This is a genomic window from Ruegeria sp. H7, from assembly GCF_056532945.1.
On sequence record NZ_JBQFNZ010000009.1, the window covers coordinates 54,666 to 67,203 of the forward strand.

General features: G+C 61.0%; 16 protein-coding genes. 6 read left to right on the forward strand and 10 right to left on the reverse strand.

Features of this window, described 5'->3' with window-relative positions; genetic code table 11:
- Positions 1–17: 17 nt before the first annotated feature.
- The 9 genes from ACR0AC_RS17815 to ACR0AC_RS17855 are packed head-to-tail and all read right to left on the reverse strand — an operon-like array spanning position 18 to position 4,556.
- Positions 18–524, reverse strand: a complete 507-nt coding sequence (locus ACR0AC_RS17815) for a flagellar basal body-associated protein FliL (protein ID WP_480875198.1) — start codon at positions 522–524, stop codon at positions 18–20.
- Positions 525–533: 9 nt separating this feature from the next.
- Positions 534–1,265 (reverse strand): flagellar basal body L-ring protein FlgH, encoded by a 732-nt coding sequence (gene flgH / locus ACR0AC_RS17820; RefSeq protein ID WP_170455820.1) that lies wholly within the window; start codon positions 1,263–1,265, stop codon positions 534–536.
- Positions 1,265–1,681 carry a flagellar basal body P-ring formation chaperone FlgA gene (gene flgA, locus ACR0AC_RS17825; RefSeq protein WP_480875202.1) on the reverse strand — a complete coding sequence of 139 codons (417 nt, stop codon included), beginning with the start codon at positions 1,679–1,681 and terminating at the stop codon, positions 1,265–1,267. Before flgA ends, flgH begins: the two co-directional genes overlap by 1 nt.
- Positions 1,681–2,466 carry a flagellar basal-body rod protein FlgG gene (flgG, locus tag ACR0AC_RS17830; protein WP_170455824.1) on the reverse strand — a complete coding sequence of 262 codons (786 nt, stop codon included), beginning with the start codon at positions 2,464–2,466 and terminating at the stop codon, positions 1,681–1,683. Before flgG ends, flgA begins: the two co-directional genes overlap by 1 nt.
- 21 nt (positions 2,467–2,487) lie before the next feature.
- Positions 2,488–3,198 (reverse strand): flagellar hook-basal body complex protein, encoded by a 711-nt coding sequence (locus ACR0AC_RS17835; RefSeq protein ID WP_480875205.1) that lies wholly within the window; start codon positions 3,196–3,198, stop codon positions 2,488–2,490.
- Positions 3,198–3,470, reverse strand: a complete 273-nt coding sequence (locus ACR0AC_RS17840; RefSeq protein WP_170455828.1) for a flagellar biosynthetic protein FliQ — start codon at positions 3,468–3,470, stop codon at positions 3,198–3,200. Before ACR0AC_RS17840 ends, ACR0AC_RS17835 begins: the two co-directional genes overlap by 1 nt.
- Before the next feature lie 3 nt (positions 3,471–3,473).
- Entirely contained in the window at positions 3,474–3,764 is a 291-nt protein-coding gene (fliE, locus tag ACR0AC_RS17845) for a flagellar hook-basal body complex protein FliE (protein ID WP_170455830.1), read from the reverse strand.
- Positions 3,765–3,776: 12 nt separating this feature from the next.
- Positions 3,777–4,163 (reverse strand): flagellar basal body rod protein FlgC, encoded by a 387-nt coding sequence (flgC, locus tag ACR0AC_RS17850; RefSeq protein WP_170455832.1) that lies wholly within the window; start codon positions 4,161–4,163, stop codon positions 3,777–3,779.
- 6 nt (positions 4,164–4,169) lie between these two features.
- A complete protein-coding gene (locus tag ACR0AC_RS17855) occupies positions 4,170–4,556 on the reverse strand; it encodes a FlgB family protein (protein WP_170455834.1) in 387 nt (128 codons plus the stop codon).
- Positions 4,557–4,643: 87 nt separating this feature from the next.
- Between ACR0AC_RS17855 and ACR0AC_RS17860 the strand changes: the two genes are divergently transcribed.
- From ACR0AC_RS17860 to ACR0AC_RS17885, 6 genes are all read left to right on the forward strand, one after another.
- On the forward strand, positions 4,644–5,981 hold the full coding sequence (locus tag ACR0AC_RS17860) for a FliI/YscN family ATPase (protein ID WP_480875211.1): 1,338 nt from the start codon (positions 4,644–4,646) through the stop codon (positions 5,979–5,981).
- An 87-nt stretch (positions 5,982–6,068) separates the two neighbouring features.
- On the forward strand, positions 6,069–6,908 hold the full coding sequence (locus tag ACR0AC_RS17865; RefSeq protein ID WP_170524260.1) for a flagellar motor protein MotB: 840 nt from the start codon (positions 6,069–6,071) through the stop codon (positions 6,906–6,908).
- Between the two features lie 90 nt (positions 6,909–6,998).
- Entirely contained in the window at positions 6,999–8,294 is a 1,296-nt protein-coding gene (locus ACR0AC_RS17870; protein ID WP_480875214.1) for a flagellar hook protein FlgE, read from the forward strand.
- A gap of 33 nt (positions 8,295–8,327) precedes the next feature.
- A complete protein-coding gene (gene flgK, locus ACR0AC_RS17875) occupies positions 8,328–9,779 on the forward strand; it encodes a flagellar hook-associated protein FlgK (protein ID WP_480875217.1) in 1,452 nt (483 codons plus the stop codon).
- Between the two features lie 2 nt (positions 9,780–9,781).
- Entirely contained in the window at positions 9,782–10,789 is a 1,008-nt protein-coding gene (locus tag ACR0AC_RS17880) for a flagellin (RefSeq protein WP_170455844.1), read from the forward strand.
- Positions 10,786–11,883 (forward strand): flagellar basal body P-ring protein FlgI, encoded by a 1,098-nt coding sequence (locus tag ACR0AC_RS17885; RefSeq protein WP_170634505.1) that lies wholly within the window; start codon positions 10,786–10,788, stop codon positions 11,881–11,883. The genes ACR0AC_RS17880 and ACR0AC_RS17885 overlap by 4 nt, the downstream gene beginning before the upstream one ends.
- Positions 11,884–11,889: 6 nt before the next feature.
- Here ACR0AC_RS17885 and ACR0AC_RS17890 read toward each other — a convergent pair whose 3' ends face one another.
- Positions 11,890–12,534, reverse strand: a complete 645-nt coding sequence (locus ACR0AC_RS17890; protein ID WP_170455848.1) for a DUF1523 family protein — start codon at positions 12,532–12,534, stop codon at positions 11,890–11,892.
- Positions 12,535–12,538: the final 4 nt, after the last annotated feature.

A 12,538-nucleotide genomic window follows, 5' to 3' on the forward strand; every position in this document is an offset into this window, starting at 1 on the left:
GCCGGAGGTTCTTGGGTTCAGGTATCTTGCCGGTTCACGCTCATGATCAGAACTTGAGATACATCCGCACCAAGGTCCTTCTGTGCCACTTCCAGCAGCGCCTTGCGCAGGACGGTCAGGGTGTCCGATTCCGTGAAGATACCGTCAAAGCCGCCAGTATTGGCGTGATCGAACAGAACCTGCAAAAACCCGTCCCTCAGTTTCGGCTCGATGGCATAGAAGGTTTCGGTGATGGCAGGGTTCGCCTCAAGGCTTAGCGACATCGTCACCATGGCCGAGATCTGATCATCTTTCACCACCGGCACGACAAATTGCTTGGTCAGTTTCAGATACTCAAAACCACCCGCCTTGTCCCCTTTGTCGGATTTCTTATCGGCCTTTTGTTCTTTGGCCTCTGTCTTCTTTTCGTCCTTCGCATCAGACGCAACCTCAGGCGGTTTTTCAAGGGTCAGGAATTTCGCAGCACCAATACCGGCACCCAGACCAACCAACAGGAAAACGACTGGCAGCAACAGCTTCATCATGTGCGCACCTCAATACGGTAGAATCGAGTCGAGGATCTGCTGGCCAAGGCGCGGCTGCTGGACATCGGTGATTTGCCCGCGCCCACCGTAAGACACCCGCGCCGAGGCGATCTTGTCATACGTAATCTCATTCTTGCGCGAGATATCCTGCGGGCGGACGTAGCCGGCAACCAAAAGCTCTCGCAATTCGAAGTTCACGCGCAGTTCTTGTGAACCCGAGATCGAAAGAACCCCGTTTGGCAACACGTCCAGCACCGTGGCCGCGACCCGCAAAGTCAGCTTTTCGTTGCGCCGCACCGACCCCCGGCCCGAGCTTGAGGAATCCGACTCGATCCCGACTGCATCGTCCAGGGTCGCCCCCTCGGGCAGATGTTCTTCGGCCCGTTGCGGCAGCCCGAACAGGTTAGGGATCTCAAGGCTTTCCGAACCGGAGCGGGACCGGCTGGTGTTGTTGGAAAACTCGGCCTCTTCGTCCAGTTCGATCACAACGGTCAGAATATCGCCTTTCTTGATCGCCCGCTGATCGCCCAGCAGGGATTGCTGCCCGCCGCTCCATAGCGAGGATCTGTCGACCACCCGTTGCGTCTGTGTGTGAAGGGGCAGGCCCGGCCAAAGCATTGCCACCTGTTCCGGTGACTCCTCGTTCGGGGTGAAGCTTGGCGGTTTGCCCAGATGATCCAATCGACCGCAGGCGGAAAGCGCAAAGATCGTCAGCAGAAGGGGTTTTGACAGTCCAGTCATTATTTCACCTCGATTTGTCCGTCGGGCCGGATCAGGCCGGTGACCGTTGTGCGGGAGGACAGGTTCATGACGCGGATACGCTCACCCACCGCGCCGCGCCCCAGCGCCCGGCCTTCGGTGGAGATCGACAGGGGTTGGCGGTTGAACACCAAAACAACCAGATCATTGCGATCCACGATGGCAGGCGGGCCTACATCCACCGCGCGCACGGGGCGACCGGGATAAAGGGCGATCCGCGCCTCTAGCCCGATCAACGCGTCCGGATCACTGATGGCGCCGGGCAAATCCGTCGCTTTCAGTTCAAGGTCCGCGGCCGAGATCACCTCTTTCGCGCGGATCGTGCGGGTCGGGACCACGATATCCGCCAATGCAGCCAGGGGTGCGCCCATCAGGCAGATCAGAATCACGAACCGCATCACCGCACCTGTGTTGTCGCGCCCATCATCTGATCGACGGCGGTGATAACCTTGGCATTCATCTCATAGCCACGCTGCGCCTCGATCAACTCGGTCACTTCGCGCACGGCATCGACCGAGCTGTCTTCCAGATAGCCTTGTCGCAGCGTGCCCAACCCGTCCTCACCGGGCAGGCCCAGGATCGGCGCGCCCGAGGCTTCGGTTTCGCGGAACAGGTTGCTGCCAATGGCCTCAAGCCCCTTGGCATTCGAGAAACTGGCCAGCGAGAATTCACCCAGCAATTGCCCTTCGGGCGTATCGTCAAAATAGGCATAAACCTCGCCCGAGGCGTTGATCGAAATCGACCGGGCATCATCCGGGATTGTGATCTCTGGGGCTACGGCAAAGCCGTCCGAGGTCACGATCAGACCTTCGGCCGAGCGTTTCAGGCTGCCATCGCGCGTATAGGCGGACTGACCGTTGGGTAGCGCCACCTCCAGATAACCACGGCCTTCGATGGCCACGTCCAGATCGCTGCCCGTGGCCGACAGCGCACCCTGTGCCAGTTGCACCGTGACGGCGGCAGGCCGGACGCCAAGGCCCAGTTGAATACCGGTCGGCAATACGGTTCCGTCCGATGCGTTGACCGCGCCTGCGCGGGCCATCTGCTGATAGTGCAGATCGGCAAACTCCGCACGGCGGGCATTGTAACCGGTGGTGTTCATGTTGGCGAGATTGTTCGAGATCGTCTCGACCCGCATCTGCTGCGCCGTCATACCTGTGGCTGCGATTTTCAAAGCACGCATTTCAAAATCTCCTTGTTCAGATCAGCGCATCAGCGCGTCGAGGGCCCCGCGTACGCGCTCATCCTCGGTTTCCAGAAAGCTTTGTCCCAGCTCATAGGCGCGCTGGATTTCGACCAGACGCGCGACCTGCTGGATTGCATTGACGTTCGAGCCCTCGAGGAACCGATGCACGACCACGGGTTCATCGACGGCGTCGATCCCACCATCGGCACGGAACCGCGTGTTGCCTTCGCGGACCAGAGTCTCGGGGTCGTCCACCTGATAGACACCGATCTGGCCCAGAAGCTGCCCCTCGACACTCAGCGTGCCATCAGCACCGACGTCGATCGAGGCCGCATCGGGCGGGATGAAAACGGGTGAGCCGTTGCTGTCCAGAACACGCGCGCCGTCCATCGCCACCAGATCACCCTGCGCGTTTGGGGTGAAACTGCCCGCCCGCGTCAGGCGATTGCCCTCGGGGGTTTCAACCATGAAGAACCCCTCGCCTTCGATGGCAAAATCGAACTGCCCGCCAGTCTCGGTCAGAACGCCCTGTTGCAGGGACGTATTGCGCGCCTCGGCCCGGCTCATCGACAGGGACGGATTGCCCGGCATGTCGCGCACGAATTCCGAGAACACCAACCCTTGTGCGCGGTAGCCGGTGGTATTGGCATTGGCGATATTGTTCGCTACCAGCCGCATTTCGTTCATCAGCCCGGATTGACGGGACAGGGTGACATAGGCGGTATCCATCAGCGACCTCCTGCGATCAGCGGCACCAGAGTGCCTGTGAAAAACGTGACAAGCGTCTGGGTCATGAAGCCCATCGAAATCCAGAACACGACGACAATGGCGATCAGTTTGGGAACGAAGGTCAACGTCATCTCCTGCACCGAGGTCAGTGCCTGGAACAGGCCGACGATCAGACCGGACACCAGCGCCACGGCCAGAATCGGGACCGAGGTGATCACCGCGACCCACAGCGCCTGACGCACGATGTCGTAGAACAGACCTTCGCTCAGCATCGTTCAGACCGGCATCCGCAGGATTTCCTGATAGGCTTCGACCACCTTGTTGCGCACGATAACGGCGGTTTCGACGGCCAGTTCGGTCTGCGCCAGTGCCTGCACCAAGGCATGCGGATCAGCCTGTCCGGTCATCGCGGCCTGAGACATTTGCTCGCTGTGTTTCAGCGTTGCCGCAAAGTCCTGAAACGTCGCGCGCATTCCCTGCGCCATGCCGGCATGATCCGGGTCGGCCTGCGTTGCGGGGCGCGCGCCAGCATAGTTCTGTGCGGCGGTAAGTGATCGGATATCCATTCTGGCGTTCCTTTATTTCCGGAGTAATTCCATCAGCGACGACGACATTTTGCGCGTCTGGTCGAACATCTTGAGATTGGCCTCGTAACTGCGCTGCGCCTCGCGCGCGTCGGCGATCTCGATCATCAGATCGACATTCGAGCCCAGATAATGACCGCTTTCATCCGCCATCGGATGGCTGGGGTCGTGAACGCGCTGCAAATCGCGGCGATCCAGTTGCACGCGCCCGGCCTGCACCATCTCCTTGCCGTCCTTCTGCACCGTCTCGAACGGGACCGTTTTGCGCCGGTAGCCGGGCGTATCCGCGTTCGAGATATTCTCGGACACATGACGCAGCCGGGCCGCCTGCGCCCGCAGGGCACTGGCCGACGCAGTAAGAGAGTGGGAAAAATCGCTCATCTCCGATTAACCCCGACCCAAACTGGTGCGCAGAATGCCCATCGAGGACTTGTAGATCGTCAGCGCCCGATCATGCTGCCGTTTGACGTCAACCGCTTTCAGCATTTCCTCTTCCAGCGACACACCGTTGCCGTTGGGATCCCCTTTCGGCTCGGCAGTGTATTCAGCCCAGTTTTGCCCGGACATGCCGCCGTTCAGATGCCCCTGCCGGGTGGCCGTCATTTCGGCCCCGGACCCGGTGTTTTCGAATGCTGTTTGAAAGGCTTCGATATCGCGCGGCTGATAGCCCGGCGTATCTGCGTTGGCCATGTTGCGCGCGATGACGGCCTGCCGTTGCCCGGCATGGGTTGCCATTGCGTACGCTGTCTTAAAGACGTTCAGGTCATAGAACATCGGGGCTTCTCCCTCGATCAATTTCAATCAAGGCTTAACCCCGATTCCTTTAGAAACAGTTTTCAGAACTCAGTTGGAGAACCCACGATGTCAGATCTCGACCCGATGCTTCTGAAATGCGAATTCGACCGGATGGCCATGGCGCGGCATGTCGGGCTGGTGTCCGGTGTCGCGCAAGGCGTCATAGAAATCAGCGGTTTGACCCGGCAGGCACGAATCGGGGATCTGCTGACGCTGAAACGCCGCTCGGGCCCCGATCTGACGGGTGAGGTGCTGCATGTGGGCTCCGATCATATTCACATGATGCCCGGCGGCGCACCGGATGGGGTCAGCCTTGGGGACCGAGTGATTCTGAACCCCTCACCCGGATTTGCGCCGGGGATGCATTGGCTGGGGCGGGTGATCGATCCGTTTGGTGCCCCGCTTGATGGCAAACCGCTGCTGGGCGGACCGCAGGAGAGGGACATCGTGCAAGCCCCGCCCCCGGCCGTAAATCGCAAGCCACTTGGCGCACGGATGGCGACCGGTCTGGCGGCGCTCAATACCATGCTGCCGATTGTGCGTGGGCAGCGGGTCGGATTGTTTGCGGGTTCGGGTGTCGGGAAATCCACCCTGTTGGCAACGATGGCGCGGTCGATGCAGGCTGACGTGGTCGTCGTGGCACTGGTGGGCGAGCGCGGGCGCGAAGTGAATGAGTTTGTCACCCATGCCCTAGGGCCCGAGGCCATGAAACGTGCAGTCGTTGTGGCGGCCACTTCGGACCAATCCGCATTGGCGCGACGGCGTTGCGCGTGGTCGGCCATGTCCGTGGCCGAATACATGCGCGATCAGGGTCAGAACGTCCTGTTTCTGGCCGATTCCGTCACCCGCTTTGCCGAGGCGCATCGGGAAATTGCCGTTGCGATGGGTGAGGCCCCCTCGCTGCGCGGCTTCCCACCATCGGTCACGCCGCTGATTTCAAAGCTGTGCGAACGCGCCGGGCCGGGCACGCATGAACAGGGCGACATTACTGCGGTGTTCAGCGTTCTGGTCGCCGGATCGGATATGGACGAACCCATCGCCGACATCCTGCGCGGCGTGCTGGACGGCCATATCGTGCTGAGCCGCGAGATCGCCGAACGCGGCCGCTTTCCGGCGATTGACCTCAGCCGGTCGGTTTCGCGCAGTCTGCCGGGGGCGGCGACCGAGGCCGAGAATCAGATGATCGCCGAGGCCCGGAAACTGGTCGGCAGCTATGAGCAGTCCGAGGTGATGATCAAAGCCGGGCTTTATACAGAAGGCTCTGATCCCCTGCTGGATCAGGCGGTCCGGGTACATGACGATCTGGATGGTTTCTTTGGCAAAACCGACCCGGACGGGATTGAAAACAGCTTCAACCGCCTGTCCCTGATCCTGCGCCGCGCCTCGGCTGGGCTGCCAAGGTAAAGCGAACTCTGAACAGTTTTAAGTGTTAAGCCCACCTTAAGACCTGCGCTGCTACCTCTGAGCTTGGGTGATAAAAAGGTGGTGGAGATGGGTGCGCAGACCAATGCGGCGCCAATCATCATCAAGAAGAAGCGTGTGTCAGGTGGCGATGGCCATCACGGTGGCGCGTGGAAGGTCGCGTATGCGGACTTTGTCACGGCCATGATGGCCTTCTTCATGTTGATGTGGCTGTTGAACGCAACGACCGAAACGCAACGCAAGGGGCTGGCGGATTACTTCTCGCCAACAATCCCGATCAGCCCCGATTCCGGCGGCGGTGACGGAGCCTTTGGCGGCGACAGCATGTTCTCAGAAAACACTCTGGTCTCGGACGGCAAGGGCGCAACCAACCGCTTTCCGACCGAGGCGCGCAAGGCGCGCGGCACAACCGGTCTGGACGCGGATGGCGGCGGCAAAGGCGCGCAGCAGGATTTCTCGACGCTTGAGGCGCAGTTGCTGGGGCGTACCGGTGAAAGCGCGGTGTCGGACAAGCTGCTCAAGCACATTGTCACCCGCGTCACCGACGAAGGCCTGATTGTCGAGCTGTTCGATACCGAGGATCAGCCGCTGTTCGAATCGGGCTCGGATACACCGACGCCGATCCTGCGGGCTTTGAGTTTGCTGATCGCACGCGCCTCGGATCTGGTTACGAATTCCATTGCCGTGGAGGGGCATGTCGGCGCTTCGCCCGTCGTGCTGGCGCGTAATCCTGCCTGGGATCTGTCGACCTCGCGCGCGCAGGCGGTGCGTCAGATGCTGCAGGACAAAGGCGTTGTGGCACAGCGACTTGACCGGGTCACGGGACATGCCGATCGCAAGCTGCACAGTGACAACCCGATGGCCCCGCGCAACAACCGGATCGAGGTGATCTTTCTGCGCGGCCCCTAAAGGTAGGGCGCATTTTACCTGTTAGCGCGCTGTTAAGGGGCAGTGCGTTAGCTGTTGCATCAACAATTGACGCAACAGAAGGGCGCGCCGATGACAATTTCCTCTTCGCTGAATGCCGGTGTGGCGGCGCTGAGGGCCAATGCCAACAGGCTGGCCACCATATCCGACAATATCGCGAACTCTTCGACCTTCGGCTACAAACGGGTCGAGACGGATTTTCATTCGATGGTTACGTCTGGTCAGGGCGGCAGCTACTCCGCCGGCGGCGTCAGGACCACCAGCCAACGGCTGATCGATCAGCGTGGCTCGCTGGTGACGACCAACAATTCGACCGATCTGGCGGTGCGGGGGCGGGGAATGATCCCTGTGCGCCCAAGTTCGCAGATCGCGGGCGGATCGAACGAGATGCTGCTGACCACAACCGGGTCGTTCCGCACTAATGACGAAGGGTATCTTGTGACCGAAAGCGGCCTGGTGCTGCTGGGCTGGCGCGCGAATCCCGATGGGTCGATCCCAGCCGTGCCGCGCGACACCCCCGCCGCGCTTGAGCCCGTGCAGCTGAGCGTCAATCAGCTGTCCGGCGCACCAACGACGCAGATGAACCTGCGCATGAACCTGCCTGCAACAGCGACCGATGCGGGTGCGCCCGGTGACGTGCAGCCCTTGTCGGTCGAATATTTCGACAATCTGGGCAAATCCGAAAGCGTCGATATTGAGCTGGTGCCGACGGTACCGGCCACCGGGTCCAGCAATGAATGGACGATGGTCCTGCGCGATTCGGCCTCGGGTGGCGCGGTGATCGGAGAGTACACGCTGACCTTCACCGACAGCCGCACCGCCGGGGGAACCCTCGCCAGCGTGACGACCGTTTCGGGCGGGGCCTATGATCCGACTACGGGCAGCGTTGTCGTCAACGTCGCAGGTGGCCCGATGGAGGTGAATATCGGCCAGATCGGCGACGCCGATGGTATTACGCAGCTGTCCGATACCTTTGCACCGGTTTCGATCACGCGCGATGGCTCGGCTGTGGGCACCATGACCAGCGTCGAAGTGGATGAAAACGGCTATGTCTTTGCGTTCTACGATACAGGTGTCAGCCGCCGGATGTTCCAGATCCCGCTGGCGGACGTTCCAAATCCCAACGGCCTGACCGCGCTGGACAGCCAGACCTATGCCCCATCGCGCGACAGCGGCACGTTCTTCCTTTGGAATGCAGGCGAAGGCCCGACCGGCAACCTGATTTCCTTCGCGCGCGAGGAATCCACCACCGACGTCGCGACCGAGCTGACCTCGCTGATCCAGACGCAGCACGCCTATTCCTCGGGCGCGACCGTGATCCAGACGGTGGATGAGATGTTGCAGGAAACCACGAATATCAAACGGTAATCCGGGTTTCGGTCACGGGAAAGGTATGGCCTCATGAATATGTCGACAGCTTTGAACAATGCCTTGGGCGGGCTGACCGCAGCCAGTCGAGGGGCTGCCGTTGTGTCCGGCAATATCGCCAATGCCCTGACGCCCGGCTATGCACGCCGGTCTCTGGAACTGACCACCAGTCCGATCTCGGGCCATGGTGTGCGCGCTGCTGGTGTGATCCGCCACGACAATCCCGTTCTGACCGCCAACCGACGCGCCACGGACGCGGATCTGGCGCAGCAATCGGCGCTTGCGGCGTTCCATACTCAGTTCGAACGCCTTGTGGGAACACCGGATGAGGCAACATCGCTGGCCGCCCGTTTGTCTGCCTTTGACAGCAGCCTGATAACGGCGGCCAGCTTGCCGGACTCGGCGCAGCGTCTGGATCAGGCCGCCCGTGCCGGGGATGATCTGGCGCGCGAGCTCAATAGGGTCTCGGAAGGGGTGCGTCAGGCGCGATCGGATGCGGATCGCAGGATTGGCGCTCAGATCGACAGCCTGAACCAGACGCTGCAGGACATCGAAGAGCTGAACGCCAAGATCCCCGCCATTCGCTATTCGGGTGGCGACATTGGCGCGTTGCTGGACCAGCGACAGGTGCTGATTGATCAGGTCAACGATCTGATCCCGGTGAACGTGATCCCGCGCGACAATGATCAGGTCTCGCTCTATTCCGATGGCGGGCTGATCCTGCTGGAAGGCAAGGCGGCAGAGTTCGCCTTTACCACCACGGGTGAGACAAAACCGCATATGACAGCGGCAAACGGGCTGCTCTCGGGGCTGGAAATGAACGGCAACCCGGTGCGCACCGGCGGTGACGCGGCGCAGATACGGGGCGGGGCCTTGGCGGCACAGTTTGCCATTCGGGATGATCTGGCCGTTGAGGCGCAGCTACAGCTGGACACCGTCGCGCGCGACCTGATCGAACGGTACGAAACGCCGGGGCTGGACCCAACCGTAGCCGCAACCGATCCGGGCCTGTTCACTGACGATGGAAACCGGTTCGATGCAACAATGGTGACAGGGCTGGCCTCTCGCATATCATTGAACGCAATCGTGGACCCGGATGCAGGCGGCGACAGTTGGAGGCTGCGCGCGGGTCTGGGGGCGGCAACACCGGGAAGCCCGGGCGATTCATCGCAATTGCAGGCCTTTGGCACCGTGCTGAATGACGCCCGGCCTGTTCCCGGCGCGTTGTTCGGAACCGGCAATATGCGCGCCGCCGAAGTGACCCAAGCACTGCTGTCCGAAGCTGGCGCAAACGCCCATCGCGCCGATCAGCGCCGCGCTTTCGCCAATGGCGCGCAGCAACAGATGGCGCAGATCGAGGCTGAACAAGGTGTTGATACCGATCAGGAACTGCAACGCCTGATGCAGATCGAACAGATCTATTCCGCAAATGCTCGGGTCATCACCGTCGTTGATGAGCTTATGGAAACACTGCTGAGGTTATGACAATGAACTTGACCGCTATAGGCGATCTGGCGCGCGGCATGACCCTGCGCAGCCGCGCCACCGAGATCAAAACCCAGATCGAAACCCTGTCCCACGAGATGTCGACCGGCAAGGTGCAGGATATCTCGGGGCATCTGGGGGGCGATTATTCCCATCTTCTGGATCTGGACCGCAGCCTTGCCCGGCTGGACGCCTTCAAGATCGCCACGACCGAGGCCGGGCTGTTCACCGATGTGATGCAGCAAAGCCTGGACACGTTTGATACGTCCTTGGCCGAGGTATCCGCCACGCTGTTGGCCTTTGGTACGGCCAATCAGACGGTCACGCACGAACAGGCCTCGGTTCAGGCCCGGAATGAGCTGGACACGATGATGTCGGCCTTGAACACACGGGTTGCCGGGCGCAGCCTGTATGCCGGAAATGCAACCGACATCTCACCTTTGGCATCCGCCGAAACCTTGCTGGCCGCACTGGAAACCGAGCTTTCAGGCCTCACCACCATGACCGATATCCGCACCGCAGCCGAGGATTGGTTCAACGACCCCGCAGGGTTCGATGCCGTGATCTACCAAGGATCGGACACCCCCCTCGCCCCCATGCAGATTGCCGAGAATGAGCGGATCACCCTCCCGATCACCGCCACCGACCCAACGTTCAAGGCCGCGCTGCGGGATACGGCCCTGGCCGCACTGGCGTCCGAGGATGCGCTGGCCTGGTCGCCGACCCTGCGCACCAGCATGTTCACGCAGCTGGGTGTCGATCTGGCCAACGCCAAGGACGAAACGGTGAAACTCCGGGCCGAAGTGGGCGCGGCCGAGGCACGGGTGGAGCAGGCGGCCACGCGCAACGCCTCGGCGCGCGTCAGTCTGGAATACAGCCGCAACGCGTTGATCGAGGCAGACCCGTATGAAACGGCAGCGCAGTTGCAAACCGTGCAGTTCCAACTGGAAAGCCTCTATTCGGTCACTGTGCGCAACGCCAACCTGTCGCTGGTAAACTTCCTGAGATGAGAGTTCTTGTTTTCCTTCTGATACTGCTTCTGCCCGGTTTCGCCTCTGCCGGGGCAATCCGCCTGAAGGACCTGGTGGATTTCGACGGTGTGCGCGGCAACGATCTGGTTGGCTACGGTCTGGTTGTTGGTCTGAATGGCACCGGGGACGGTCTGCGCAACTCGCCCTTCACCGAAGAGATCATGTCGAACATCCTTGAACGGCTGGGCGTGAATGTCACGGGTGAGGATTTTCGGCCCAAGAATGTGGCCGCCGTGCTGGTGACCGCCAGCCTACCGCCCTTTGCCCGCGTCGGGGGGCAGATTGACGTCACCGTTTCTGCGATTGGCGATTCCAACAGTCTTTTGGGCGGCACCCTGATCATGACCCCTCTGAACGCGGCGGATGGTCAGATTTACGCCGTAGCGCAGGGCACGGTTCTGGCAGGCGGCGCCGTGGCGGAAGGCGATGCGGCATCTGTCGTGCAAGGGGTTCCAACCTCCGGCGTGATCCCATCGGGCGCACGGGTCGAGCGTGAGATTGACTTCGACCTTTCAACCCTGACCCAGATGCGCCTTGCCCTGCGTGAGCCGGATTTCACCACCGCCGGACGGATCGAGGCCGCCATCAACACGGAATTCAATCGCGCCGTGGCAATCATGCGCGACTCGGGGACGGTCGAGTTGAACATTGCGGCGACGCAATCTGTCTCAACCGCGCATGCCCTTGGTCGGATCGAAAACATCCTTGTCGAACCGGAAACCAAGGCGCGGGTTGTTGTCGATCAACGGTCCGGCACGATTGTCATGGGGCAGGAGGTTCGCATTTCGCGCGTGGCGGTGTCGCAGGGTAACCTGACCCTGACGGTCGAAGAGGCACCGATTGCCGTGCAACCCAACCCCTTCGCCCGAGGTGAAACTGTCGTGGTCCCACGTACCGTTGCTGGCATCGAAGAAGAAGAGGGCACCGGTCTGGCCGAGATACCCGAAGCCACCACATTGTCCGAGGTCGTGGCCGGGCTGAACGCCCTTGGCGTCTCGCCCCGCGACATGATCGACATTCTGAAAACGATCAAGGCCGCCGGGGCGCTTCATGCGGAATTCATAGTACGCTGAGGTGGCCTATTTCGATTTCCAGCTGTCCAGCCAGCGGCGGAAGCCGTTGCGCCTTTCCTCGATCGCATCACCAGCGGCATAGAGGCTGTCTTCGACATTTTCCAGCATCGGGTCGATGCGACGCTGGCGGAACCTGCGCCAGCGTACCCAGATCGCCCAGAGCATGGCGAAGAAGACGGTCAGGAAAATGATGTTGAACCACGGGATCAGGCGCACATCCGGCCCGTCCACATGCTTGATGGAGACCGCATTGGGAAAGATCGACATGAACTCGTTCCGCCAGCCGTAATGCGTGACCGCCACCCAATCCGGGTCCGCTTTATCAGATATCGCGTCATTCGCTTCGGTATACAGGTTTGCCGTGTCGAACTTGAAATAGGGCGGCCAGCCCCAGCTGGTATCCTCGTTCCGGTAGACAATCGGCTTGCCATTGGCGCGCACGGCCTGAATGAACTGCACATCGCGGTTCGACAGGCTGGTGGATTGATCATCTGGCTCGGACCAGAAGATACGGGTCCAGTCGTTCAGGTCCTGCCGCTCTTCGTATGTGTTTACGATCCGCACGATATCGCGCTGCGGCAGAGAGTATTGCAGGACCACCGCAATCGTGCCCCAGAAGATGATGATCAATGCCCATTTCAAATAGGCCATGCCC